The sequence below is a fragment of the Ruegeria sp. O11 genome, from assembly GCF_056535285.1.
Map to the genome: position 1 here is coordinate 77,725 of NZ_JBQERS010000008.1, position 23,371 is coordinate 101,095.

A 23,371-nucleotide genomic window follows, 5' to 3' on the forward strand; every position below is an offset into this window, starting at 1 on the left:
AAAAGCAATGAGCGGACAAAAACCCGTGACCCCCTCGCCCGACGGTCTGGCGGCATCGGTCAAAGCGGCCAAAACACGGGGTTTACCGCCCGTTCACCTATGGAATCCTCCGTTTTGCGGCGATCTGGACATCCGGATCGCAAAAGATGGCACTTGGAGTTATCTAGGGTCACCCATCACCCGGTTCGAGCTTGTGAAGCTATTTTCCTCAATTCTTAAGAAAGAAGAGGGCAAGTATTTTCTGGTTACCCCGGTCGAAAAGGTGGGAATCACCGTCGAGGATGCGCCGTTCATCGCCGTCGATTTCGATCAGGATGGTGAGAGCGACGCCCAGCGCCTGACGTTTACCACGCAGGTGGGCGATACAGCCACTGCCGGGCCCAATCACCCAATCCGCATTGTATTTGATGCGGAAACAGATGAGCCGTCACCCTACATATTGGTTCGCGACAACCTGGAGGCGCGCATCGATCGCAAGAGCTTTTACCGATTGGTTGAGATCGGCAACCATCATGACGGTTGGTTCGGGGTCTGGTCCGAAGGTCAGTTTTTCCCGCTGATCGCCTCTGCTGTACTTGAAGATTGAACCGGTCGCGGCTTTCGGTCTTGTGCCAACACCACCGCCAGCGCCACTATCGCTGCACCCAGCGCACGGGTCCAGTTCCACTCTTCTCCCAACGCCATCATGATCACCATCACGTAAAATGGCGCGATGTTGATATGGAATGAGGCCAGCGCCACTCCCAATTTCCCAACAGATGCGATGAAGAAAAATTGGCTCAGGCCCAGTGAGAACAGTGCATAGAAAACCAACATTCCCATCTGTGCTGCGTCGACCGACCGTGTGGGCATGACTTCAAACCCCAGAAAACCGGCTACCGGCAACAGTACGACCGCGGTCAGCAACCCTCCGACAAGCGTTATTGTGCAACGGCCCAGATGGCTGAGCTCGGGGAAATCGCGCGCCGTTGCCATGCTGGCCCAACAAAACAGCGCGGTCGACACCACTGCGCAAACCGCACCGATCCCCAACTGCGCAGGCGCGACGGCGCTGGTCGCAATCAATCCGCCTATGATCGAAATTCCCATACCTATCGCAAATTTCCACCGCAATCGTCGTGTTCCTGCTGCCAGTTCCAAAAGCGTCGCGATCAGAGGTGCGCAAGAAGCGATGATTGCAACCGTGACAGGGTCGGTCAGCTTTTGCGCGACAAGGATTAGGAACATCCCTGTTCCAATCCCCAAGCCGCCAACAAAAAAAGCATGCCCCCAGCGGGCGCGCAGAACGCGCGCTGGCCCATCCAACAGTATCCAGATCGGCACCATAACCAGAACCGCAAGCATCATACGCGCTGCAAACAGCGCTATTGGCGGCCAGGTTTGCAGCAAAACTTCGGCGGCTGGAAAACCCGCAGCCCAGGTCAACATTGATGCCAGCGCTAACGTGTTCCCGGTAAACGCGGCTTGACTGTTGTCGGATACAGCAAGGGTGTTCCCGCGCGCGGGTTCAGGGCTCATTGCCATCGTATTCAGACCTTTTGTTGACGCAGCCCCCTGCACCGAGGCACCGCTTGAACCAAAGGTTTTCTGATTCGAAGCCATTGATCTGGCCGATTTTCGACAAACTGTCGTTTTCCGACTCTTTTAGCCGCCTAACTTGGTCGATATGCTCAGACGCTCAGGAGACCGCGCACCCAATGCCCAAATTTGCCGCCAATCTTTCGCTATTATTTACAGAGTTGCCCTATCTCGACCGGTTTTCAGCCGCCGCACAGGCCGGGTTTACGGCGATTGAAATTCTGTTTCCTTACGATCTGGCCGCCAAGGAAACCCGCAGGGCGCTATTGGCGAACGGGCTTGAACTGGTGCTGATCAACGCTCCACCGCCAAACTATACTGGTGGCGAGCCGGGATATGCGGCCGTTCCCGGTGGCACAGCCCGATTTCAATCCGACATCCGGCGCGTTCTGCGCTATGCCAAAGTTCTAAAGCCACAATACATCCATATAATGGCGGGATACGCCTCGGGAGAAGAAGCACTTGCGTGCTTTGTTGAAAACCTGCAATGGGCCGCAGATTTCGCGCCCGACCAAATGTTCACGATCGAGCCACTCAATCCCGTTTCACAACCTGACTACTTCTTGAATGACTATGAGCTTGCCGCAGAAGTTCTCGATCACGTTGAACGGCCAAATGTTGGCCTGCAATATGACAGCTTTCACGCGCAAATGATCCACGGCGACGCGCTTACAATCTGGGACCGCTTCAAGGCTCAGATCGTCCACGCACAGATTGGGGCCGCGCCAGATCGCTCAGAACCCGGACGAGGTGAAATGGATTTCGCGGCCCTGTTTAAGGCGATGGATCAATCTGATTATCAGGGTTGGGTCAGCGCCGAATACACGCCCTCAACCCGGCGAACCGAAGACACTTTGATCTGGTTACGTCAGTAAAGCCATGAAGAAGGCTGGATTTTCTTCCTGAAATGTCGCAATTGAAAACATCGACACCCAAGGACACCATTCATGATCCCCGCCCGTTTTGCCAATGCTTTGTTCGCCCTGATCATGTCGGGCCTGATGTCTTGCGTCGTCACGGGTATCGCAACGGTCAAGGCTATTGGCTTCGGTCCGTCGACATTCGCGGATTGGATGGGTTCATGGGCATTTTGCTGGCCAATCGCCTTCACAGTAATCCTGACGCTGGGACCATCCGTAAAACGACTAATCGCGCGCCTGGTCAGGCCCGAGGCCTGACCCGCTGCAAAGAGGGCCTGATAAGCAGCGCCGCCCTTAGTGCGCTTCGGCCCAGTTTGCACCCTGACCGGCGTCGACAGACAGATTAACGTCCAGTTTGACAGCCGGGTCTGACGCCCCCTCCATCACATCGCGCGCGATTGAGATCGTTTGATCCACGGCATCCTCAGCCACCTCGAACAACAATTCGTCATGAACCTGCAGCAACATTTTGGCGGGCAATCCGTTGATCGCATCAGGCATCCGCACCATCGCGCGGCGGATCACGTCCGCTGCCGTACCCTGAATTGGAGCGTTAATCGCGGCCCTTCTTGAGAAGCCTGCATGCGGGCCTTTTGCGTTTATTTCTGGCGTATGGATCTTCCGCCCGAACAGAGTCTGCACATAGCCATGCTCTTTGGCGAATGCGACAGTTTCGTCCATATAGGTCCGAATACCCGGGAAACGTTCGAAATAGCGGTCAATGAATCCCTGCGCCTCGGCGCGTGGTATGCGCAGATTACGGGCCAGGCCAAAACCCGAGATACCATAGATCACACCAAAGTTGATCGCCTTTGCCTGACGACGGATATCAGGCGTCATCTCATCCAACGGCACATCGAACATCTCGGATGCGGTCATGGCATGAATATCCAAACCATCCGAAAACGCCTGCTTCAGGGTCGAAATATCCGCAATATGAGCCAATATCCTCAGCTCGATCTGGCTGTAGTCCAAACTGACCATCACATTGCCCGGTTCGGCAATAAACGCCTCACGAATGCGACGCCCTTCTTCCGTTCGTACCGGGATGTTCTGCAGGTTGGGATCAGTTGAGGCCAGACGGCCGGTGTTCGCCCCGGTGATCGAATAAGACGTGTGCACCCGGCCTGTATCCGGGTTGATATGTGTTTGCAGCGCGTCGGTATAGGTTGACTTCAGCTTGGAGAGCTGCCTCCAGTCCAACACCCGACGGGGAAGTTCATGTTCGGTGGCAAGATCCTCCAAGATATCGGCCCCGGTCGAATATTTCCCGGTTTTGCCCTTCTTGCCTCCCTCAAGACCCATCTTGTCGAACAGGATCTCGCCCAGCTGAGCAGGCGAACCAACGTTAAAGCTCTCACCGGCCAATTCGTGAATTTCAGCCTCTAATCCGGCCATTTTCTGGGCAAAGGCGTTGGACATGCGGCTAAGAACATCGCGGTCGACCTTGATGCCGTGCATCTCCATTTCTTTGAGAACCGGCACCAATGGACGTTCGAGGGTTTCGTAAACCGTGGTCACCTGCACCTGATGCAGTTGAGGCTTGAACAGCTCCCACAGACGCAGGGTGATATCCGCGTCTTCGGCAGCGTAGGCCGTAGCCTCGTCAATCGGAACCTTGTCGAAGGTGATCGCCGACTTGCCGGATCCCAGCAGTGGCTTGATCGGGATCGGCGTGTGGCTCAGATAGCGTTCTGACAGCGTATCCATGCCATGCCCATGCTCACCGCCGTGCATGGCGTATGACATTAGCATCGTGTCATCGATGGGGGCGACGTCGACGCCGTATCGCTTAAAGATCTTGGCGTCGTATTTCATGTTCTGTCCGATCTTCAGGATCGATGGATCCTCAAACATCGGTTTCAGCAGGTTTAAAGCCTCATCCATCGGCATCTGTCCATCGGCCATCGCGTCGGAGCCAAACAGATCATCGGTCGCGCTTTCGCGATGGGTCAACGGGATGTAGCAGGCCTCACCGGCCTCGACACATAGCGAGATACCCACCAGATCGGCGATCATTTCATTCAGGCCGGTGGTCTCTGTATCTACCGCGATCCAGCCACGCTCATAGGCCTGATCGATCCATTTCTGCAAAGCAGCAGCATCGCGCACGCATTCGTATTTCGAGGCGTCAAACGGCAGGGCCTCGGCCTCTTCCGCTTCAACAGGCGCAGGGGCATCTGCGATCACCGGGGCTTCGGCCCCCAGCTTGTCGGCGATGCGCTTGGTGAGGGTGCGGAACTCCATCTCAGCGAGAAAACCCAGCAGGGTCTCTGCATCGGGATCTTTCACCTCCAAGTCATCCAGCGTGAAATCTAGTGGGGTGTTTTCGTCCAACTGCACCAGCTTCTTCGACAGCTCGATCTGGTCGCGCTTTTCGATCAGGGTCTGACGACGCTTGGGCTGTTTGATCTCTTCCGCGCGATCCAGCAGGGTTTCCAGATCGCCATATTCATTGATCAGCAGCGCGGCCGTTTTAACGCCAATGCCCGGGGCACCCGGCACGTTATCCACTGAATCCCCTGCCAAAGCCTGCACATCCACAACTCGTTCGGGCCCGACGCCGAACTTCTCGACGACTCCATCGTGATCAATGCGCTTGTTCTTCATCGCATCCAGCATCTCAACACCGCCGCCCACCAGCTGCATGAGATCCTTGTCAGAGCTGACAATGGTCACCCGCCCACCGGCCTCACGCGCCTGAACGGCGAGGGTGGCGATGATGTCATCGGCCTCGTACCCCTCAAGCTCTTTGCAGGCGATATTGAAGGCCTTCGTTGCCTCTCGGGTCAGCGGCATCTGCGGGCGCAAATCCTCGGGCATCGCCTCACGGTTGGCTTTGTACAAGTCGTACAGATCATTCCGGAACGTGTGCGAGCCTTTGTCAAAGATCACCGCCACATGAGTCGGCGCATCAGGACCGGAATTTCCTTCGACATATTTCTGCAGCATATTGCAGAATCCCGACACGGCCCCAATCGGCAACCCATCCGATTTCCGCGTTAAAGGCGGCAGCGCATGATAGGCGCGGAAGATAAAAGCTGATCCATCAATTAGATGCAGATGGCAGCCTTTTCCGAATTGGGTGCTAGTCATATGAGGCTCCTGCGCTGGGTTGCGCCAAGTTGTACAGAAGGGCTGAACGAAAGACGAGGCCGCTTGGCCAATTCGTTCCGACCTATTACGCCAGAAGACTGGTCTCAGCTATTTGAAAAAGCGCGCTGGTCCGCATTCCAGGTCAAACCTGCTTTTTGCGCAATCATCGCAAACTGTTTGTTCAGCGAGCGATCATTTAGATGTCGGGACAAGCTGCGCAGCGGGATGAGGTTCCGCTCCCCATATCCGTCGATCAGAAAACAGGCTGGGCCTGCGCCCCGCGTCCCGAATACGATATTCGAGCGTTTAATGTCGCGCGCGACAATATGAAGGTCGAACATCTGCCCGACAAAGACATTCAGCGCCTCCAACGCCGTGGCGTCCAACCCGCCGCGACTGACTTCACTAAGCTTGGGCGCAAGCCCGCCATCAAGGCCTGCGATGCGCTCCACAACCACGCCCGCCCCGCGCGTGGTCTGAACCACGCCCAACATTCTGGACAAGGGGGAGTGTTCAATATCCGCCCCGAGTTTCAGCGACACGCGAAGCTCGCATTCCAGTTCTTTCAGGGTGCTGCGATATTGCGCCTCGGGGAAAAGTCTCCACACGAGTCGCTTGCCAAGCCTGTGCGAAACGCGGTCTTGAGATCGGGTGAAAACCTTGATCAGAAGGTCGGGTTGTCCGGGAAAATCAAAGACACTGCGAACGGTCCCGTTGGCAATTGGCTGGCTCTCGGAAAGGTCAATCGTTTTGGCTGTGAACAGCATCATCTATCCTCGCCAATTACGACCGCCTGCCGTCTGGCCGCCCTTAAGCGTCCTGGCCAGAGATCGCACCGCGCAGCAGGTATTTGCAATCGCAATAGGGGCACTCGACCCAGCCGGTGTCTTCAGGGATCTGCAGCCAGACACGCGGATGGCCGAGCGCGCCCTCGCCGCCATCACAGGCGACGCGGGTGGTTTCCACGATTTTGGTTTCCGGCGCTTCGATGGTCACGGCTGGCGATCCTTCTTTGGTTGTCGGCCTCGCGGGCATGTATTAGGTGCGTTTATGAGCGATGAGCAATCCGGGGGCAAGGGCCACATGGCCGATGCGGCAATCACAATCAAATCACTGCGCAAGACCTATCGCGGCAGCAAGGGCCAGCCCGAGAAACAGGCGCTGAAAGGTATCGATCTGACAGTGCCCCGGAGATCAGTGTTCGGCCTGCTTGGCCCAAACGGCGCCGGTAAATCGACTCTCATCAACATTCTGGCGGGGCTCGTGGTCAAAACCTCGGGCAGCGTTTCGATCTGGGGCTTTGATCAGGATCGGAACCCGCGCCAATCCCGCGCCGCCATCGGCGTGATGCCGCAAGAATTGAACCTTGATCCATTCTTCACGCCGCGCGGCGCATTAGAGGTTCAGGCCGGACTGTACGGTATTCCCAAGGCAGACCGGCGCAGTGACCAAATCCTCGACCTCGTAGGGCTTGCCGACAAGGCCGAGGCCTATGCCCGCACGCTGTCGGGAGGCATGAGGCGGCGTCTGCTGCTGGCAAAGGCGTTGGTGCATCATCCGAAGATTCTGGTGTTGGACGAGCCGACCGCGGGCGTGGATATCGAACTACGGCAGATGCTGTGGGCCAATGTGCGCAAGCTGAACGAACAGGGCATGACCATCATCCTGACCACGCATTACCTGGAAGAAGCGCAGGAGATGTGTGACGAGATCGCCATCATCAATCACGGCGAAAAGATCGCCCAGGACAGCACCGCAAATCTGTTGGGCCGCATGGACAGCAGGACCATGGTGATTGTGCCGGATAGCCCTATTCAGGCTCTTCCAACGGCAGAAAATGTGACCGCGGCACAACGTGAGAATGGCGATCTTGTGCTACAGTATCACAGCAATCTGACCACGGCTGAGCAGGTATTGGAGGCAGTACGTCAGGCCGGTATCCGCATTCAGGATGTGCGAACCGAAGAGGCCGATCTTGAGGATGTGTTCCTCGCTCTCACGTCCAGCCGGGCCGACGACCTGCCAGTCGACGACCCGAACCAACCGCGTCGCGGGATGCACCGCGTCAAACTTTAGGCACGATCGATCCGCGCGTGATAGCAGTTGTTCAGCGCTGATCGGACATGGATGTATGCAACGTCGGCACGGTCAAATATGTTCGCGACCGCTTCCTGAAACTGCGCTTGAGGCGCAATGATGCCGGTACCATAGACGATACGATCGTCCGATCCATACCCTTTGATCAAGTAGTTCGGCGAGCTGATCAGCGTTTCGGGAACCCCATCTTCATCCTCGTGGCGCGCGCAAGGTTCGGCACATAGAAAGATCGGGCCGGTTTCCGCATAGGGCTGAGTTTCCGCAAAGGGCCTGTGCGCCAGTACCAGCATTTCTTTGCCCTCTGGTATGTATTTCAAGCAATGACGGCAAGGATTTCCCCCACCGTCAGAAATAGCGCGCTCTGGCGGGTTTCCATAACCATCAGGCCCGCCGGAACGGTAGGCCTGAACTTGTTCGGTCGGTAACCCTGAAATCCTGTACATGATGTATCTCCTCGATTTTGAGAGATCATGACCATCGCTTACCCCTGGTTCGACCCGTTTCCTGCGCATTGCAAATTTTGCAATGCAGCTTGCCAAGAGATGTTAGCGGTAAAATTAGGGCTACCAGTCGCGGCAAATTGAGTCTAAGCAATCAACAAACACCCCTAACGAATTCTTCCGTGATTGAGGCCTCTGATATGAGCGCTCAGAACTCCACCCTTCGTGGGCTAGCCTTTGCGTTCCTGGGCTTTGCCGTCTTTGCCACCCATGATGTGTTCATCAAAGTGTTGGGCGGTACCTATTCGGTATTGCAGATTATTTTCTTTGCCACTTTGTTTTCGTTTGTTCCGATGGCAGTGACTATTCTGGCTGACAGAACGACTGGCAACTTCGTGCCGCACCACCCGTGGCTGGTGCTGCTGCGATCCGCCTTGATGGTCACTGCGATGTCCTGCGCGTTCTACGCCTTTTCGGTCCTGCCGTTGGCCGAGGTCTATTCGCTGCTGTTTTCCTTCCCTCTGATCGTTACCGTCCTCTCGATCCCAATTCTTGGCGAAGTGGTCCGCGGCCAGAGATGGGCTGCAGTCGGCGTCGGCCTGATCGGTGTCCTGATCGTTCTGCGCCCCGGCGCAACCGATATTACATTGGGCCATCTGGCAGCCCTGTCCGCAGCCTTCTGCAGCGCGTTCGCCTCGGTTCTGGTCCGCAAGATCGGCAATGAAGAGCGGTCGGCTGTTCTGATCCTCTACCCGATGCTGCTCGCCATTGTGGTCATGAGCATCGCCCAACCAGCAGTGTATCAACCACCCTCACTGCTGCATCTGGCGATGATGGCATTAGTCGGCGTGCTCTCAGTGATTGCACAGCACCTGATCATCCTCGCCTACCGAGCCGCTCCGGCAGGGGCCGTTGCCCCCAGTCAGTACAGCCAAATCATCTGGGCTACGATTTTCGGCGTAATATTCTTTGGCGAACACCCGGATATCTGGGTCGCGGTCGGCGCAAGCATCATCATCGCTTCTGGTGTTTTTGTGGTTTGGCGTGAAAGCCGGGCGAACACGACTTCGGCCAATACGCCGGTATTGCGCGTGCGATCCCCACGCTCGGACACAGGCGCAACACGACCGGGAGAATGAAAGCGGCGCGCCCGAAAGCGCGCCGCATCTGCTTGTTCGATTGGTTTAAAGCCTTAGTAAACGACGACCGATCGGATGCTCTCACCCTTATGCATCAGGTCAAAGCCGTGGTTGATGTCATCCAGGCCCATGGTGTGTGTGATCATTGGATCAATCTCGATTTTTCCGTCCATGTACCAATCGACGATCTTCGGAACGTCGGTCCGGCCACGCGCGCCGCCAAATGCGGTACCACGCCAAGAACGACCGGTGACCAGTTGGAACGGACGGGTCGAGATTTCGGCACCTGCAGGCGCCACGCCGATGATGATCGATTCACCCCAGCCTTTGTGGGCCGACTCAAGTGCAGCGCGCATCACGCCTACATTACCGGTGGCGTCAAAGGTATAGTCCGCGCCGCCCTTGGTTAGGTTAACCAGATAAGGCACCAGATCGCCTTCAACTTCGGACGGATTGACGAAATCAGTCATGCCGAACTTGGTGGCCATTTCCACCTTGGCCGGGTTGAGGTCGACGCCGACGATCTGATCAGCTCCAGCTAGGCGAAGGCCCTGAATGACGTTTAGGCCGATACCGCCCAAACCGAACACGATGGCACGGCTGCCGATTTCTACCTTGGCTGTGTTGATCACCGCGCCGATACCGGTGGTCACACCGCAACCGATATAGCAAATCTTGTCGAAAGGCGCGTCCTCGCGCACTTTGGCCAGCGCGATTTCCGGAAGAACCGTGTGGTTCGAGAAGGTCGAGCAACCCATGTAGTGCAGGATCGGATCACCATCCAGCGTCGAAAAACGCGAAGTGCCATCGGGCATGAGACCTTGGCCCTGCGTCTCACGGATTGCCTGGCACAGATTGGTTTTGGGGTGCAGACAATATTCACACTCACGACATTCAGGAGTGTAAAGCGGAATGACGTGATCACCCGGCTTTAGGCTGGTCACGCCCGGACCAACCTCGACCACCACACCTGCACCTTCGTGGCCCAGAATGGCGGGAAACAGGCCCTCAGGATCCGCCCCCGACAGGGTGAACTCATCGGTGTGACAGATGCCTGTCGCCTTGATCTCGACCAGAACCTCACCCGCTTTGGGGCCTTCAAGGTTCACGTCCATCACTTCCAAAGGTTTGCCTGCCTGAACGGCAACGGCTGCACGGGTTCGCATGGTGCATATCTCCCTGTCTGTTTTGCCCGACCCTGCGTCAATTGCAGGGTTTTTTCAACTGCACTTTCGTGACAGGTTGGCTAAATCTTTGATATTTCAGAAACGACACCACCAGAAAGTCCTGCGCCAATGTACCGTTTTTTTCCGATCCTGATCCTATTAACCGCATGTACCGAAGGCTCTGTTCCGCAAAATGAAACGCTTGCAGCGGAAGATGTGGCTGTCGATTTGGCCTTCTGTAAGGGTGAACCTTTTGCTGATGCAATCGGCCAGCCGGTCTCAACCATACAGGCGCAACTTCCCGAACGGTCACGCGTTCTAGGCCCGGATGATATCGCCACTCAGGATTATCGCATCGATCGGCTAAACGTCTATGTGAATGGCTCAGGCACCATTCAAAGACTTACCTGCGGATGAAATCACTTGCCCCGATAGACCAGAATGTCAGGCAAGTAGTCGATCAGGCGGATAATCCAAGAAAATGGGGCCGGAAAATCGGTACGGAATCGGCGGTGGGACATCGCCCGGACCACCCGATCAGCAGCATCTTCGGGCGTCATTATCATGGGCATGTTAAAACTGTTCTTGTTGGTTAGACGGGTTTTGATGAATCCCGGATTGACGATCCGGACAGTGACGCCTGTACCTGCCAAATCATGGCGCATCGTCTCGGCCAGCGAGATCAGGGCAGCTTTGCTGGAGCCGTAAGAGATCGCATTGGGAAGCCCATGATACCCGGCTAGCGATCCGATTAGGGTGATGTCTCCGTTTCCCTTGTGAATTAAGTCAGGCACCGTTTCGCCCAGAACACGCAATGCGCCGGAATAATTTACGTCACTGATCGCCAAGGCGGCTTCGGTATTCCAATCGGCAGTATTGATCGGATCATAGGTGCCCGCATTGTAGACAAGCCCATCAAATGCGCCGACCTCAACCACAGCACGGCAGACAGCATCAAGATCGGTCACATCAAATGGGACAGCACGTGTATTGGGCAACTTCTCACAAATCTCGGCCAGTCGTGACGCATTGCGCGCCGACAAGATAAGACGCGCCCCTTGACGGCTAAGCGCCTCGGCCAGCGCTTTGCCCAGCCCTTCGCTGGCACCGATGATCCAATAGGTCTTTCCGTCAAATTTGCTCATCTAAGGGCCTTTTTCGCACCGCTGAGTTCAATACGGCGCGATGAATACTTTGGATCACGCGTAGTGTTCTGAGCATAGGTCAGTCATCATCACGTAGTGCGATGGAAAAAAACTTCTACCCCGGTTGATCCAGTACACCATTACCTGCGTATCCTATTGTAAAAGCCGAATAACGAGGATGGAATGTTCGACGAAACCCGGTGCGTACGCAAGAAAATCGCAGTTATTGGTGCAGGCATTTCAGGTCTCTCCGCAGCTTATTACCTTTCTGAAAATCACGATGTCACCGTGTTCGAGGCTGAACCTCGACTTGGTGGCCATGCCCGTACGGTAATGGCCGGTAAGAATGGTGATCAGCCGGTCGATACCGGTTTTATCGTCTTTAACTACGTCACCTACCCTTATCTGACGCGATTATTCGATGAATTGAACGTGCCCGTCACAAAAAGCGAAATGAGCTTTGGCGCCACCATCGACAATGGCCGCATCGAATACGGGCTGAACAACCTGCGCACACTGACGGCGCAGAAACGCAATCTTGCGCGTCCAGCCTATTACAAGATGATCGCCGACATCCTGCGCTTTGGAAAAGAAGCTCCCGAAGCCGCGCAGGACGATGACACCACGATCGGAGAACTGGTGGATCAGCTGCGCCTCGGCCACTGGTTTCGGCACAATTACCTGATGCCGATGTGCGGCGCGATCTGGTCAACACCGGTTGAGTTTGTCGATCAATTCCCCGCCCGCTCTTTGGTCCAATTCTTCCGCAACCATGCTCTGTTGGCTTCCGGCCGCGCCAATCAGCATCAGTGGTACACCGTGAAAGGCGGCAGCATCGAATATGTCCGTCGGATCGAGGCAGCTTTGCGCAAGCGAGGCAGCGATATTCGTCTAGCTTCACCCGTACAAGGGATTGAACGGCATGATCTGGGCGTCACCGTACATGCAGGTGGCGAGACTGATTTGTTTGATGAGATCATTATGGCCACCCATTCAGACCAGTCCCTTGTCATTTTAGGTGATGCGGCGACAAAGGCGGAAAAACATGCTCTCGGTGCGATCAAGTATCAGCCGAACAATGCCATTCTTCACTGTGATCCCCGCCAGATGCCACGGCGGCGTGCCTGCTGGTCCAGTTGGACCTACCGGTCGCAAAAAGGCAATGTTGGGGTCACATATTGGATGAACCGGCTACAGAACATCCCCGACAGTGATCCGCTGTTCGTGACCCTGAACGCCGCATCAGACATTCCTGCCGACAAAATCTATGACGAGGTCGAATTCGCACACCCGGTATTCGACAAAGCCGCCTTGCGCGCTCAAGGGCAGATTCGTCAGTTTCAGGGACAGAACCGAACCTGGTTTGCTGGTGCCTATAACCGGCATGGCTTTCACGAAGACGGGATCGCCAGTGCCATGCACGTGGTTGAGCGCATAACTGGCACCCCGCAGATAATCGGAGCTGACAATGATATCTCTGAAAAAGAACTCGCCGTTCCTGCCTCAGCCTAAACTCGCCGCGACACTGGTGTCGCTGGTGCTGCTAGCCCCCGGAGGACTGGCAGCGTCACCCGTTTTTGGTGCCCTAAACGATGCTGAGTTACGCGGCTCAGCGACGTTCCGCTATTTGGGATTCCCGATATACGATGCGCAGCTGTTCACCCCAGGCGGCACGCCTCTGAACTGGAGCCAGGATTTCGGGCTTGAACTGCGCTATCGCCGAAACCTGTCCAAAAAGGCTCTGGTGAACTCCACCTTGGACGAGATGAAGCGGATCGGACGTGCCGCCCCCGTGCGCAGCCAACTTGAGGTCTGTTTCGACGCCGTCAGCAAAGGCGATCGCTATCTTGCAATCTCGCAAGGGCCAAACAAGGTTGGGTTCTGGCTGAACGGGCGCAAAGTTTGCACCATGTCCTATCCGGGCATCAAACGCAGCTTCATGTCGATCTTTTTGGGCGACAACACCCGGTCGGCATCATTCACCCGGACATTGCGAGGCAACTGATGCTGTATCCGCGGGTCAGCCTCTACGCGTTGATGCTGGCTGCGGCGGGTATCCCGCTATACATCCATTTGCCTCGGTTTGCGGCAGTAAATCTTGGTATCGGGCTAAGTGTGATCGGGACCGTTCTGCTGGTCATCCGGCTAGTCGATCTGGTGCAGGATCCACTAATCGGCTGGGCGATTGATCACTGGCCAAGCAGGCAGATCCTGTTCGCCACCGCCGCAGCGCTGGGCCTGGCGGTCGGATTTCCGTTGCTTTTCGGACTGCCGGAAGGGGCCAGTATTCCCGTATTAGTATCTATTTTGATCCTTTTGTTTTCAGCCTACAGCCTCGGAACCATCCTGCTCTACGGACGCAGCGCAACGCTTGCAAAACAGGCCAACCCGAAAGAGTTAATGACTCTGGCTGCCTTCCGAGAGGGTGGGCAACTGACCGGCGTGATAATCGCCGCCGCTGCACCCGCCCTGTTCGTAGCTGTTGGTGCTGGTGCACAAGGATATCCGGCCTTTGGTGTGTTCCTGGGAATTCTGGCGGTCGTGACATTGGCCGTGACATTGCCAATGTGGCGACGCACTCCTATCACTGGGCACGGGCTGTCCTTCGCGGGCCTTGGGCAGGCGGGGGCTTTACGTCTACTCGCTCTGGCGTTGGTGAACAGCCTACCCGTTGCGATCACCTCAACCCTGTTCCTGTTCTTTGTCGAAGACAAACTGCAACTGCCAGGCAAAGCGGGGCCTTTATTGATCTTGTTTTTCCTCAGCGCGGGACTCAGCGTGCCGTTCTGGGCAAAGCTCAGCAACCGAATTGGCCCGAAACAGACTCTGATGATTGCCATGCCGCTGGCCATTCTCGGTTTTGTCGGGGCCGCGCTTCTGGCCCCCGGCAATCTGGCCGGTTTCGCGATCATCTGCCTGGCATCCGGCGCGGCACTTGGGGCAGATATGGTTGTCCTGCCAGCCATGTTCTCGGTCGTTCTAACCCGCGCCGGGTTGAACGCGTCAGCCGCGTTCGGCATCTGGTCCTTCGCAGGCAAGCTTGGGCTCGCGCTGGCTGCCTTTTTCACTCTGCCGCTGCTTGAACGCAGCGGCTTCACCCCCGGACAGGCAAATTCGACTGAGGCTTTGAACACACTTACCCTCGCCTATGCTGTCCTGCCCTGCATTCTTAAACTTGGAGCGTTTGGCTTGGTCCTGACGCTCCCGACAGAGGTCTCTGCCAAATGAAAACGCTCCTGTTCTGTCTGCTCGCCATTTTTGCTGTGTTCGCTGTGAAGAACCGTTTCCTCAGCTTCCGGTCGCAATCACCGTCCGACTACAGCGGGACCGGGCCTGAGTTTTCGCTGAAGAAGAACCTGAATGGAGAGATCCTATCGGAAGGGCTGATCTATGGCCCGAACGGCAAGATGTCGAACAGCTTTGTCGCGCGAATGGTCGGCGAATGGGAGGGCAACACCGGCACGTTGTCCGAGTATTTCACTTATTCCAATGGCAAACATATGACCCGCAAATGGTATCTGACGCTAGGCACCGGGAACACCTTCACCGCCACCGCCGATGATATTGTGGGCGAGGGCAAAGGGGTGATCTCGGGCGCAACCGTCAAGCTGACCTATCGCATCATCCTGCCCGAAGATGCGGGCGGGCACACACTGGATGTGACGGACTGGATGTACCTGACTGAAAATGGGGTGATCATGAACCGTTCCGAGATGCGCAAATTCGGGATCAAGGTTGCCGAGTTGGTCGCCACGATGCGCCCGGCCCCCGAGGTCAAGTCGACCCATCTGCATGGCGCAAATGTGCATGATTCAGACTCTGATCTACGGATTTTGCAATGATCACCCGCCGCACTCTTGTTGCGATCGTCGCCCTCGCGGGGCTGGCGACGCTTGCCGCCTGCGCGGGTAAACCCCGCGTCCCTAACACGTTCCTGTCAGATCGCCAGTTGAACCTTGAGGAATTCTTTGAAGGTAAGACCGTCGCCTACGGCCAGTTTCAGGATTTGCTGGGCAACGTCCCTCGTCGCTTCACGGTCGATATTGACGGCAAGTGGGACGGTGAGACCCTGACGCTTGTTGAGGATTTCGTCTACGACGATGGCGCCACCGAGCAACGGATTTGGACTCTGACCAAAACCGGCGAAGACACTTGGACCGGCACCGCGCCCGGTGTGCTGGGCACTGCCAGCGGGGTTGAGCGAGGCGATACGTTTAACTGGAAATACAAAATCGATCTGCCGGTTAAAGACGGCACTATGCGGGTTAATTTCGATGACTGGATGTGGCTCTTGTCCGATGACCGGCTACTGAACCGAGCCTATGTCTCACGATATGGCGTGAGGTTGGGTGAGGTCATTTTGTTCTTTGAGAAAAAGTAGCCACCCCGCCAATACAGCCAGCGGGGTGTAATAAGCTCAAACAGTTCCGCCCAAGCTGCCTTCCAGCTCGACCATTTCCTGACCACCGGCCATCAGGTCCTGCAGCTCTTCAGGGGTGATCTGGCCACGCTGCGCCGTACCTAGCGTCTGGCCACGGTTTAGAACCGTGAATCGGTCACCCACTGCCAATGCATGACGAACGTTATGGGTGATGAAGACAACGGCAATGCCCTGCTTGCGCACTTTGTCGATCGTCGCCAGCACGTTGGCCGTTTGGCGCACACCAAGGGCCGAAGTCGGTTCGTCCAAGATCAACACCTTAGCCCCGAAATGCACAGCACGCGCAATGGCAACAGTTTGGCGTTCACCACCCGATAACGTGCCAACCGCTTGATCGGGTCCACGTAGGTTGATGCCCATCTTCTTCATTTCTTCCATCGTGACCTTGTTGGCATAGTCATGATCGAAAAGCTGGATAGGACCGACCTTCTTGACCGGCTCGTTGCCCATGAAGAAATTGCGAGAAACCGACATCAGAGGGATCATCGCCAGATGCTGGTGCACTGTCGCGATCCCGGCTTCGATCGCATCGCGCGGGTCCGCGAAATGCATGGGGTGGCCTTCAAACAGAATCTCGCCATGGGTGGGCTGGTGTACCCCGGACATAGTCTTGATGAAGGTCGACTTACCCGCGCCGTTATCGCCAAGAAGACAATGACATTCACCGGGGAACACATCCACCGAGACACCTGCCAGTGCGATCACGCTGCCGAAGTGCTTTTCGATGTTCTTCATCTGGATGATGGGTGCATGTTCGGGATTCATATCAACGCTCCCCTGTGATGATGCGGCGAATATAGGTATTAAGGATCACGGCCCCCAGCAGGATCACCCCCAAGAACACCCGGAACAGTGAGCTTTCGACTCCGGCAAAGAACAAGCCCTGCTGCACGACGCCAAAGATCAACGCGCCAAGCGCAGCACCCAGAACCGAACCGTAGCCTCCGGTCAGAAGCGCGCCACCGATGACAACGGCAATGATTGCTTCGAACTCTTTCAGCAGACCCCGATCGGCACCAGCAGATCCGAACTCCATGACCTGACAGACGGCGAAGATCGTGGCGCAGAAGGCGGTGAACATGAACATCAGGATTTTGACCCGGTTCACGGGAACACCCGAGTTACGGGCCGCCTCAGCATCACCACCCGATGCGAAAATCCAGTTTCCGAATTTGGTTTTGGTCAGCAACACATGGCCAAAGATGATCAACACGATCGCCCAGACAATCAGCATCGGAACCCCATCCACGACGGGCTGACCCTGACGCGTGCCACGTTCGAACACGGCGATGATCCCGGCGTCCCCCATCCACTGAAAGAAACCTTGCAGGATTTTGCCACCAAAGATTGGCGCCAGCCAATCACCCTCGGCCGCGTCCTTTACACCACCAATGATGGTTTTGCGTTCGATCACCTGTGGCAGGAAGATTGTGAAACCACGCAGGATAAACAAGAAGGCCAGGGTGACAATGAAGCTGGGAAGCCCAGTACGGATCACGATCCAACCATTCAGCGCCCCAATTGCCAATGCCATGGCGAAGGTAACGATGATGGCCATCCAGACCGGCCAGGCCAGTGTGACCGAGAAGATTGCGATCATCATCCCTGAAAAGCCGATCATCGAACCGACTGACAGGTCAAACTCACCGGCGATCATCAGAAGACAAGCACCCACGGCGATGATCATGAACTGCGCTGATACAACCGACCAGTTCATCATGCCCTGTGCGTTAAACATCCCGCTGTCGAAAGCGAAGAGCAGGAAAAAGGTGAACACAGCGACCGTGCCGACCATCCCTCCAAGTTCCGGCCGGATCAGCGCCTTGCGCAGCGGAGAAATCTCTTTGATCCGTTCGTCGGTTACAGCCGTATTTTGAGCAGACTCGCTCATAAGAACGCCCCTCCGAGTTATGCAGTGATTTTGCGTCTGAAAGTCAAAACGGGCACCCCATGCTCAGGGTGCCCGCGTTTAAAGAATCAGCGGTACTCGCCAGCGAATTCTTCGATTTTGCTCAGACCGTCTGCAGTTACGAAACCGGGGCCCGAGTTGATGTTGTTGCCTGGCAGAACGCCGTAGCGGTGGTAGTTTGCCATGACAACAACCGGCAGATATGCCTGCAAGAAGGGTTGCTGGTCGATACCCCACTGGATCACGCCGGACTTGATGCCTTTGACGATTTCACCACCCAAATCGAAGGTGCCGAAATAGATGTCACCAGCCATGCCGTTTTCTTCCAGGGCCAGGATAGTCGGATCAGCCGAGGTCGGGCCAAGCGTCAGCACGGCATCCGTATCCGGATTCGCCGACAGATAGGCCAGCACGCGGTTTTTGATTTCGGCAGGGTCCTGACCGGCGTCAATCATCTGATCGCCCAGTTCGATCCCCAGACCGTCTGCAAAACCCTGGCAGCGTTCCTGGCTGGAGGGTTGCACGATATAGTGGTTCACGCACAGGAATGAGCCGATTCCGTCGCCTTTGGCCCGCTGGCCTGCGGCGAATCCGGCGTCATATTCGGGCTGACCAACATACATCAGCGCGCCAACTTCACGTGCTTGATCCGGGGTGCCGGTATTCATGATGATCACGTCTACACCCGAATCCACGGCCGATTTGATTGGACCACTCAACACGTCATAGTCCGCCAGCGTGGTAATGATCCCATTCGGTCCCGAGGCTGCGGCCTGATCGATGATCCGCGCCATATCGGCAAGGTCGCCGGTAGGCGGGTTGCGATATTCAACCTCGACACCCATCTGGTCGCCCGCAAGCGCGATACCATTCTTGATGGTATTCCACCAGCTGTCGCTGTCAGGGGCGTGGCTAACCAGAATGTATTTCTCACCCTCAGCCGCAGCGCTCGTGGCTGCAATCAAAGGCGTCGCTGCGACGACAGCGGCCAGCGCCAGCTTCTTCGTCAGTGAAGTCATAATGTCCTCCCAAAACATATCGTTTTCCCGGAACGAGGTTTTTTCTCCGAACCTCTCCGACTCGATTTAGAACATATCTGATATCTTTTTGCAACCGGTTGCAAAACATATTGGAAGTGTTTCATACTGTATCTGCCAGAGAATACGGGTAAAAGGGCTGCTAAAAACTTAGAAAGGTCAGGCGGAATATGGCTGTCACATTGAAAGAGGTTGCAGAACGCGCGGGGGTTTCCCGGTCCGCTGTGTCGCGCACTTTCACCGATGGAGCCTCGGTTTCCGACAAAATGCGTCGCAAGGTTGAGAAGGCCGCGCGTGAGCTGGGATACAGCCCAAACGCCCTGGCATCCTCGCTGACAACAGGACGTACAAAACTGATCGGACTGGTCTCGAACAACTTTCACAACCCTATTTTTCTTGAAGTCTTCGACCTTTTTACCCGCGGCCTGCAGGACCGCGGCCTGCGCCCGTTGCTGGTGAACCTAACCGATGAGGTAGATCCGGCAAACTCGGTTCGTATGCTGCGGCAGTATTCGGTTGATGGCGTCGTGGTGGCATCCTCGACGTTGCCACCTGGTTTTGCCAAAGCGTTTCGCGATGCAGGTGTACCAGTGGTTCACAGTTTCGGCAGGTCCTCTTCGTCACCCCAGGTTCATGTTGTGGGCATCGACAACGTGGAATGCGGGCGCATGGCGGCGCGCGAACTTGTTACACGCGGATATGGAAAGGTGGCCTTCCTTGGCGGACCTGAAGCCGCAACTTCTACACAAGATCGCCATGCGGGCTTCATGTCAGAAATGTCGCTGCACCCTCAGATCACTGTGACCTGCTCATTTGCCGAGGCCTACTCATTCGACGCAGGTCGCCAGGAAATGCTGAGCCTTTTGAAATCTGAACGGGCTGACGCCTATTTTTGCGGTGATGACGTATTGTCCATCGGGGTGTTGTCCGCGATTCTGGATAGCGGCCTAAACGTGCCCGAGGATATCGGCATCATTGGCTTGAACGACATGGAAATGGCGCGGTGGGAGAATATCGACCTCACCACGATCCATCAGCCGATCCGCCAGATCGTCAGTTCCTCGATCGAGTTGATGGTGGCGACCCTGAACGAGCCTGACCGATACCCTGAAGCGCGCATCTTTCCCTGCTCGGTGGTGGAACGGGGCACGTTGCGCCCCGTCCCTTAAAATTAACGGAACATCGGTGGGCGCGCATCCATCCATGCGCTGCCCTGTTTTGCGGATTCGACCGCAGTATGCACCGCAGCCATCGACCGAACGCCGTCCGCGGCATTCGGCAGACCGTCACGGGTTTCTCCGGATATGGCATCCGCCAGATCGCAATAGATATTCGCAACAGCCAGAGGGAACCCTTCGGGATGCGCAATCGCCACACGGCTTAGGCGCTGAGCCTCTTCGTGCAAACCGCCCTCACCTTTTTCGATGATCTGCATGCGACCGCCAACAGGCGTATAGATCAACTGATTTGGCTGCTCGGACGCCCAGCGCAAGCCGCCTGTTTCCCCAAACACCTGAATGTCGAACCCGTGCTGCCGACCGATGGCGACAGACGATGTCCACAGCCGACCGACCGCGCCTTTTTGCGTCCTGAAATTGACCATGGCGTCATCTTCCAGTTCGCGGCTACCAATGGTGGATGCGAAATCCGCCGACAGAGTCTCAACCTCATCATCGGCGATAAAACCAGCCATATGCATTGCATGGATTCCACAATCGGCGAACTGCCCGGACACGCCCGCCATCGCCGGATCATAGCGCCAGCGGACGCGCGGATTGTCGGCATCAGTGGCATCCCCATGATGGCCATGGCTGAAATTAGTGACGACAAGACGGACCTTTCCAATCTCACCGGCGCGCACCATCGCACGGGCCTGACGCACCATCGGATAGGCCGAATAGCAATAGTTTACCGCGCAAATCTTGCCGGATTTCTCGGCAACTTTGACGATCTCTTCGCCCTCCTCCACGGTCATGGTCATGGGTTTTTCGCAAAGCACATTGAACCCGGCCTCAAGGAATGCCTTGGTGATCTCAAAATGCGTGGCATTGGGCGTGGCCACGGTGACCAGATCGATCCGGTCTTCGCGTCCGCGCTCACCTGCCAACATCTCGGTCCAATCGCCATAGGCACGGTCTGCCGCGATGCCCAACCTTTGCGCGTATTCGCGACCAACATCGGGCCGGTGATCCAGCGCCCCAGCAGCGAATTCGAAATGCCCGTCCGCCAGCGCGCCCAAGCGGTGCGCCGGTCCGATCTGGCTGCCTTCGCCGCCGCCAATCATGCCCCATTTCAGCTTGGTCATCGTCTTGGCCTCCTCAATTGAAACCAATGGATTCGAGGTATTCGCGGTTCTTCCGCGCGTCGCCGACTGGATCAGGATCAAGTGTAGGATCGCAGTCCTGTTCAACCGTGCACCACCCGGTGAAGCCTGCATCCAGCAGCACCTGACGGACCGACGGGAAGTCCACGTCGCCTTCACCCAGATTGCAGAAAATCCCCTGCCCGCAGGCATCGTAAAAGCCCGTCCGGTTGGCAATGACATCCGCCTTCACGGTTGGCGAAATATCCTTGAAGTGCATATACGAGATCCGATCAACGTAGCGCTGCATGAAGCCAACCGGATCAAACCCGGCATAAGAATGATGCCCGGTGTCGAAGCAGATTTTCAGAAGGTTTTCATCGACTTCATCCAGCAATCGAATGAGTTCCGGCTCAAAGTCCATGAAACCTGCCGCATGGGCGTGCATGCCCACCGTCAGCCCGTATTCTTCCGCGCCAATGCGTGCGCTTTCGGCGATCCGGTCGCGATATGCCGTCCACTCGGCCTTATCCATCTGCTCGGCTTCATCGGCGCGACCTGCGGTTGGTGCGCGACGGGGTGAGATCGCATCGATCAACACCAGATGCTGCGCCCCATGCGCCTTCAACGCGCGGGCGGTACGATGAGTGGCATCCAGCACATCCTCCCACGCGTTGGGGTCATGATAGTTGCGGAACACCACGCCCCCGATCAATTCCAGATCATTCTCGGCAAGCGCATCGGCCAGAACTGCTGGGTCTTCAGGCATAAAGCCCACTGGGCCCAGTTCGATGCCCTTGTACCCAGCCTCGGCACAGTCGCTGAGAACGGTTTTCCAATGCGGATTGCGCGGGTCCTGCGCGAATTCCACGCCCCAGGAACAGGGCGCATTACCAATCCTGATGCTCATCTTGTCTTGTCTCCGATGCTCAGAAATCTTCGATGTTTTTCCAGTTTTCATCCGCCGACGACGCCAGCGCCGCAGCAACGATCCGGTTGACCTCATGCCCGTCACGGAAGGTCGGCCAAACCGGCTTGCCTGTCTCGATCGCGCGTAGGAAATCACGCGCTTCGATGATGATCTGATCCTGATAGCCCGTGCCATGGCCAGGGCCCTGACAGAACGGCTCATAGTCCGGATGGGCGGGGCCGGTCAGGATTTTGCGGAAGCCGCGTTCGGACTCGGGGCCTTCCATGCGGTAGAGCCACAATGCGTTCTGATCCTCCTGATCAAACCGGATCGCACCCTTGGTGCCGCTGATCTCGTAGGCGTATCCCATCTTGCGTCCGGTCGCGATGCGGCTGAAATACATCGATCCCATCGCTCCGTTAGCGAAGCGAACCATCATCTGGGCGTGATCGTCGTTATCCACTTCACCACCCGGGCGGGTTTTATGAACCGTTTCAACCTCGGCCATCACGCGCTCGATTGGCCCAATTAGGGCTAGCGCCGCGTTTATCATGTGTGGCGCCAGATCGCCCATCGTCCCGTTGGACATTCCAGATGTGCGCCAGGTCGCCGGTGCCTGCGGGTCGGCATAAAAATCTTCGGTATGCTCGCCGCGAAACCATGTGACTTCCCCGATCTCACCATTGGCGATCAACTGACGAGCATGTTGGCTGGCGGGTGTGCGGATATAGTTGAATCCGACCATGTTGGTCAGACCAGAGGCCTCAGCCGCAGCCACCATGGCATCGCCATCTTCCATCGATGCACCCAGGGGTTTCTCGCATAAAACCGGCTTACCCAGCGCAAAGGCTGCCAGAGCAATCTCGCGATGCGTTTCCTGAGGGGTAGCGATCACGACCGCCTCGACCTTCGGATCGCTCACAAGCTCGCGCCAGCTATCTGTCGAACGCGCGAATCCATAAGACTGACGATAACGCTCAGCACTTTCTTTAGATGATGCGCACACCATCTCAAGTCGCGGGCGCAAAGCAGTGTTGAACACTGCCCCGACCGAAGACATGGCGACCGCATGGGCCTTACCCATATACCCGCCGCCCAGAATGCCAATGCCGATATCTGCCATTCCGACGCCCTCCTCCGCTTTTTCTTGAAAACCATTTGCAACCGGTTGCAAAACTTGTATCGTGAGAA

General features: G+C 56.4%; 25 protein-coding genes. 12 read left to right on the forward strand and 13 right to left on the reverse strand.

From position 1 onward, the window contains the following. Positions 1–7 precede the first annotated feature (7 nt). A complete protein-coding gene (locus tag ACRZ91_RS15115; RefSeq protein ID WP_480906795.1) occupies positions 8–586 on the forward strand; it encodes a DUF1285 domain-containing protein in 579 nt (192 codons plus the stop codon). Here the strand turns inward: ACRZ91_RS15115 and ACRZ91_RS15120 are convergent. Beyond that, the gene (locus tag ACRZ91_RS15120) at positions 544–1,602 is read right to left on the reverse strand and encodes a DMT family transporter (RefSeq protein WP_480906798.1); all 1,059 of its coding nucleotides are present in this window, start codon (positions 1,600–1,602) and stop codon (positions 544–546) included. The two genes, ACRZ91_RS15115 and ACRZ91_RS15120, sit on opposite strands and share 43 nt — an antisense overlap. A gap of 95 nt (positions 1,603–1,697) precedes the next feature. On the opposite strand from ACRZ91_RS15120, the gene ACRZ91_RS15125 reads away from it, so the two are divergent. Both ACRZ91_RS15125 and ACRZ91_RS15130 read left to right on the forward strand, forming a co-directional pair. After that, the gene (locus ACRZ91_RS15125) at positions 1,698–2,453 is read left to right on the forward strand and encodes a hydroxypyruvate isomerase family protein (RefSeq protein WP_480906801.1); all 756 of its coding nucleotides are present in this window, start codon (positions 1,698–1,700) and stop codon (positions 2,451–2,453) included. Between the two features lie 72 nt (positions 2,454–2,525). Further along, a complete protein-coding gene (locus ACRZ91_RS15130) occupies positions 2,526–2,756 on the forward strand; it encodes a DUF2798 domain-containing protein (protein ID WP_010438389.1) in 231 nt (76 codons plus the stop codon). A 36-nt stretch (positions 2,757–2,792) separates the two neighbouring features. On the opposite strand, the gene polA is transcribed toward ACRZ91_RS15130, so the two are convergent. From polA to ACRZ91_RS15145, 3 genes are all read right to left on the reverse strand, one after another. Further along, positions 2,793–5,594, reverse strand: coding sequence for a DNA polymerase I (gene polA / locus ACRZ91_RS15135; RefSeq protein ID WP_480906804.1), 2,802 nt, complete (start codon positions 5,592–5,594; stop codon positions 2,793–2,795). A 104-nt stretch (positions 5,595–5,698) separates the two neighbouring features. Further along, positions 5,699–6,364 carry a YrbL family protein gene (locus tag ACRZ91_RS15140; protein ID WP_480654632.1) on the reverse strand — a complete coding sequence of 222 codons (666 nt, stop codon included), beginning with the start codon at positions 6,362–6,364 and terminating at the stop codon, positions 5,699–5,701. A 40-nt stretch (positions 6,365–6,404) separates the two neighbouring features. Further along, a complete protein-coding gene (locus tag ACRZ91_RS15145) occupies positions 6,405–6,590 on the reverse strand; it encodes a zinc-finger domain-containing protein (protein WP_010438384.1) in 186 nt (61 codons plus the stop codon). An 87-nt stretch (positions 6,591–6,677) separates the two neighbouring features. On the opposite strand from ACRZ91_RS15145, the gene ACRZ91_RS15150 reads away from it, so the two are divergent. After that, positions 6,678–7,670, forward strand: coding sequence for an ABC transporter ATP-binding protein (locus ACRZ91_RS15150; protein ID WP_480906919.1), 993 nt, complete (start codon positions 6,678–6,680; stop codon positions 7,668–7,670). Here the strand turns inward: ACRZ91_RS15150 and ACRZ91_RS15155 are convergent. After that, positions 7,667–8,134, reverse strand: a complete 468-nt coding sequence (locus tag ACRZ91_RS15155; RefSeq protein ID WP_480906807.1) for a DUF1203 domain-containing protein — start codon at positions 8,132–8,134, stop codon at positions 7,667–7,669. The genes ACRZ91_RS15150 and ACRZ91_RS15155 overlap by 4 nt on opposite strands. A gap of 197 nt (positions 8,135–8,331) precedes the next feature. On the opposite strand from ACRZ91_RS15155, the gene ACRZ91_RS15160 reads away from it, so the two are divergent. Beyond that, a complete protein-coding gene (locus ACRZ91_RS15160; protein ID WP_170780235.1) occupies positions 8,332–9,270 on the forward strand; it encodes a DMT family transporter in 939 nt (312 codons plus the stop codon). A 53-nt stretch (positions 9,271–9,323) separates the two neighbouring features. Here the strand turns inward: ACRZ91_RS15160 and ACRZ91_RS15165 are convergent, their stop codons facing one another. Then, entirely contained in the window at positions 9,324–10,436 is a 1,113-nt protein-coding gene (locus ACRZ91_RS15165) for an S-(hydroxymethyl)glutathione dehydrogenase/class III alcohol dehydrogenase (RefSeq protein WP_010438374.1), read from the reverse strand. A 129-nt stretch (positions 10,437–10,565) separates the two neighbouring features. Here ACRZ91_RS15165 and ACRZ91_RS15170 point away from each other — a divergent pair, with 129 nt between their 5' ends. Next, positions 10,566–10,853, forward strand: coding sequence for an I78 family peptidase inhibitor (locus ACRZ91_RS15170; RefSeq protein WP_480906811.1), 288 nt, complete (start codon positions 10,566–10,568; stop codon positions 10,851–10,853). A 2-nt stretch (positions 10,854–10,855) separates the two neighbouring features. Here ACRZ91_RS15170 and ACRZ91_RS15175 read toward each other — a convergent pair whose 3' ends face one another. After that, positions 10,856–11,581, reverse strand: a complete 726-nt coding sequence (locus ACRZ91_RS15175) for an SDR family NAD(P)-dependent oxidoreductase (RefSeq protein ID WP_480906814.1) — start codon at positions 11,579–11,581, stop codon at positions 10,856–10,858. A gap of 183 nt (positions 11,582–11,764) precedes the next feature. Here ACRZ91_RS15175 and ACRZ91_RS15180 point away from each other — a divergent pair, with 183 nt between their 5' ends. From ACRZ91_RS15180 to ACRZ91_RS15200, 5 genes are read left to right on the forward strand one after another with little or no spacing between them, the layout of a single operon-like run. Beyond that, positions 11,765–13,093: an NAD(P)/FAD-dependent oxidoreductase gene (locus ACRZ91_RS15180; protein WP_480906817.1), complete on the forward strand. Its 1,329-nt coding sequence runs from the start codon at positions 11,765–11,767 to the stop codon at positions 13,091–13,093. Beyond that, complete coding sequence (locus ACRZ91_RS15185) at positions 13,050–13,586, forward strand: hypothetical protein (RefSeq protein ID WP_480906820.1); 537 nt, start codon at positions 13,050–13,052, stop codon at positions 13,584–13,586. Before ACRZ91_RS15180 ends, ACRZ91_RS15185 begins: the two co-directional genes overlap by 44 nt. Next, complete coding sequence (locus tag ACRZ91_RS15190) at positions 13,586–14,809, forward strand: MFS transporter (protein ID WP_480906823.1); 1,224 nt, start codon at positions 13,586–13,588, stop codon at positions 14,807–14,809. The genes ACRZ91_RS15185 and ACRZ91_RS15190 overlap by 1 nt, the downstream gene beginning before the upstream one ends. Then, on the forward strand, positions 14,806–15,423 hold the full coding sequence (locus tag ACRZ91_RS15195) for a DUF3833 domain-containing protein (protein ID WP_480906826.1): 618 nt from the start codon (positions 14,806–14,808) through the stop codon (positions 15,421–15,423). Before ACRZ91_RS15190 ends, ACRZ91_RS15195 begins: the two co-directional genes overlap by 4 nt. After that, positions 15,420–15,962, forward strand: coding sequence for a DUF3833 domain-containing protein (locus ACRZ91_RS15200; protein WP_170774592.1), 543 nt, complete (start codon positions 15,420–15,422; stop codon positions 15,960–15,962). Before ACRZ91_RS15195 ends, ACRZ91_RS15200 begins: the two co-directional genes overlap by 4 nt. A 36-nt stretch (positions 15,963–15,998) precedes the next feature. Here ACRZ91_RS15200 and ACRZ91_RS15205 read toward each other — a convergent pair whose 3' ends face one another. The 3 genes from ACRZ91_RS15205 to ACRZ91_RS15215 all read right to left on the reverse strand — a co-directional run bounded on the left by ACRZ91_RS15205 (position 15,999) and on the right by ACRZ91_RS15215 (position 18,950). After that, positions 15,999–16,787 (reverse strand): ATP-binding cassette domain-containing protein, encoded by a 789-nt coding sequence (locus tag ACRZ91_RS15205; protein WP_010438358.1) that lies wholly within the window; start codon positions 16,785–16,787, stop codon positions 15,999–16,001. A 1-nt stretch (position 16,788) separates the two neighbouring features. Further along, a complete protein-coding gene (locus ACRZ91_RS15210; protein ID WP_010438354.1) occupies positions 16,789–17,913 on the reverse strand; it encodes an ABC transporter permease in 1,125 nt (374 codons plus the stop codon). Between the two features lie 86 nt (positions 17,914–17,999). Further along, on the reverse strand, positions 18,000–18,950 hold the full coding sequence (locus ACRZ91_RS15215) for a sugar ABC transporter substrate-binding protein (protein ID WP_029621694.1): 951 nt from the start codon (positions 18,948–18,950) through the stop codon (positions 18,000–18,002). A gap of 188 nt (positions 18,951–19,138) precedes the next feature. Between ACRZ91_RS15215 and ACRZ91_RS15220 the strand changes: the two genes are divergently transcribed. Beyond that, positions 19,139–20,137: a LacI family DNA-binding transcriptional regulator gene (locus ACRZ91_RS15220; protein ID WP_480906831.1), complete on the forward strand. Its 999-nt coding sequence runs from the start codon at positions 19,139–19,141 to the stop codon at positions 20,135–20,137. Positions 20,138–20,139: 2 nt separating this feature from the next. Here ACRZ91_RS15220 and ACRZ91_RS15225 read toward each other — a convergent pair whose 3' ends face one another. Genes ACRZ91_RS15225 through ACRZ91_RS15235 form a run of 3 tightly spaced genes read right to left on the reverse strand, consistent with a single transcriptional unit; the run spans position 20,140 to position 23,303 of the window. Further along, positions 20,140–21,273 (reverse strand): Gfo/Idh/MocA family protein, encoded by a 1,134-nt coding sequence (locus ACRZ91_RS15225; RefSeq protein WP_319545610.1) that lies wholly within the window; start codon positions 21,271–21,273, stop codon positions 20,140–20,142. A gap of 13 nt (positions 21,274–21,286) precedes the next feature. After that, entirely contained in the window at positions 21,287–22,180 is an 894-nt protein-coding gene (locus ACRZ91_RS15230; RefSeq protein ID WP_480617676.1) for a TIM barrel protein, read from the reverse strand. Between the two features lie 19 nt (positions 22,181–22,199). After that, on the reverse strand, positions 22,200–23,303 hold the full coding sequence (locus ACRZ91_RS15235) for a Gfo/Idh/MocA family protein (protein ID WP_480906834.1): 1,104 nt from the start codon (positions 23,301–23,303) through the stop codon (positions 22,200–22,202). Positions 23,304–23,371: the final 68 nt, after the last annotated feature.

Excerpts from the sequence above, each read along its gene's own strand:
- ACRZ91_RS15180 (WP_480906817.1), top strand. The coding sequence starts at position 11,765 with ATGTTCGACGAAACCCGGTGCGTACGCAAGAAAATCGCAGTTATTGGT.
- ACRZ91_RS15170 (WP_480906811.1), top strand. The coding sequence starts at position 10,566 with ATGTACCGTTTTTTTCCGATCCTGATCCTATTAACCGCATGTACCGAA.
- ACRZ91_RS15195 (WP_480906826.1), top strand. The coding sequence starts at position 14,806 with ATGAAAACGCTCCTGTTCTGTCTGCTCGCCATTTTTGCTGTGTTCGCT.
- ACRZ91_RS15125 (WP_480906801.1), top strand. The coding sequence starts at position 1,698 with ATGCCCAAATTTGCCGCCAATCTTTCGCTATTATTTACAGAGTTGCCC.
- polA (WP_480906804.1), bottom strand. The coding sequence starts at position 5,594 with ATGACTAGCACCCAATTCGGAAAAGGCTGCCATCTGCATCTAATTGAT.
- ACRZ91_RS15225 (WP_319545610.1), bottom strand. The coding sequence starts at position 21,273 with ATGACCAAGCTGAAATGGGGCATGATTGGCGGCGGCGAAGGCAGCCAG.
- ACRZ91_RS15235 (WP_480906834.1), bottom strand. The coding sequence starts at position 23,303 with ATGGCAGATATCGGCATTGGCATTCTGGGCGGCGGGTATATGGGTAAG.
- ACRZ91_RS15130 (WP_010438389.1), top strand. The coding sequence starts at position 2,526 with ATGATCCCCGCCCGTTTTGCCAATGCTTTGTTCGCCCTGATCATGTCG.
- ACRZ91_RS15150 (WP_480906919.1), top strand. The coding sequence starts at position 6,678 with ATGGCCGATGCGGCAATCACAATCAAATCACTGCGCAAGACCTATCGC.
- ACRZ91_RS15220 (WP_480906831.1), top strand. The coding sequence starts at position 19,139 with ATGGCTGTCACATTGAAAGAGGTTGCAGAACGCGCGGGGGTTTCCCGG.
- ACRZ91_RS15165 (WP_010438374.1), bottom strand. The coding sequence starts at position 10,436 with ATGCGAACCCGTGCAGCCGTTGCCGTTCAGGCAGGCAAACCTTTGGAA.
- ACRZ91_RS15120 (WP_480906798.1), bottom strand. The coding sequence starts at position 1,602 with ATGGCTTCGAATCAGAAAACCTTTGGTTCAAGCGGTGCCTCGGTGCAG.
- ACRZ91_RS15215 (WP_029621694.1), bottom strand. The coding sequence starts at position 18,950 with ATGACTTCACTGACGAAGAAGCTGGCGCTGGCCGCTGTCGTCGCAGCG.
- ACRZ91_RS15160 (WP_170780235.1), top strand. The coding sequence starts at position 8,332 with ATGAGCGCTCAGAACTCCACCCTTCGTGGGCTAGCCTTTGCGTTCCTG.
- ACRZ91_RS15155 (WP_480906807.1), bottom strand. The coding sequence starts at position 8,134 with ATGTACAGGATTTCAGGGTTACCGACCGAACAAGTTCAGGCCTACCGT.
- ACRZ91_RS15230 (WP_480617676.1), bottom strand. The coding sequence starts at position 22,180 with ATGAGCATCAGGATTGGTAATGCGCCCTGTTCCTGGGGCGTGGAATTC.
- ACRZ91_RS15175 (WP_480906814.1), bottom strand. The coding sequence starts at position 11,581 with ATGAGCAAATTTGACGGAAAGACCTATTGGATCATCGGTGCCAGCGAA.
- ACRZ91_RS15205 (WP_010438358.1), bottom strand. The coding sequence starts at position 16,787 with ATGAATCCCGAACATGCACCCATCATCCAGATGAAGAACATCGAAAAG.
- ACRZ91_RS15140 (WP_480654632.1), bottom strand. The coding sequence starts at position 6,364 with ATGATGCTGTTCACAGCCAAAACGATTGACCTTTCCGAGAGCCAGCCA.
- ACRZ91_RS15200 (WP_170774592.1), top strand. The coding sequence starts at position 15,420 with ATGATCACCCGCCGCACTCTTGTTGCGATCGTCGCCCTCGCGGGGCTG.
- ACRZ91_RS15115 (WP_480906795.1), top strand. The coding sequence starts at position 8 with ATGAGCGGACAAAAACCCGTGACCCCCTCGCCCGACGGTCTGGCGGCA.
- ACRZ91_RS15210 (WP_010438354.1), bottom strand. The coding sequence starts at position 17,913 with ATGAGCGAGTCTGCTCAAAATACGGCTGTAACCGACGAACGGATCAAA.
- ACRZ91_RS15190 (WP_480906823.1), top strand. The coding sequence starts at position 13,586 with ATGCTGTATCCGCGGGTCAGCCTCTACGCGTTGATGCTGGCTGCGGCG.
- ACRZ91_RS15185 (WP_480906820.1), top strand. The coding sequence starts at position 13,050 with ATGATATCTCTGAAAAAGAACTCGCCGTTCCTGCCTCAGCCTAAACTC.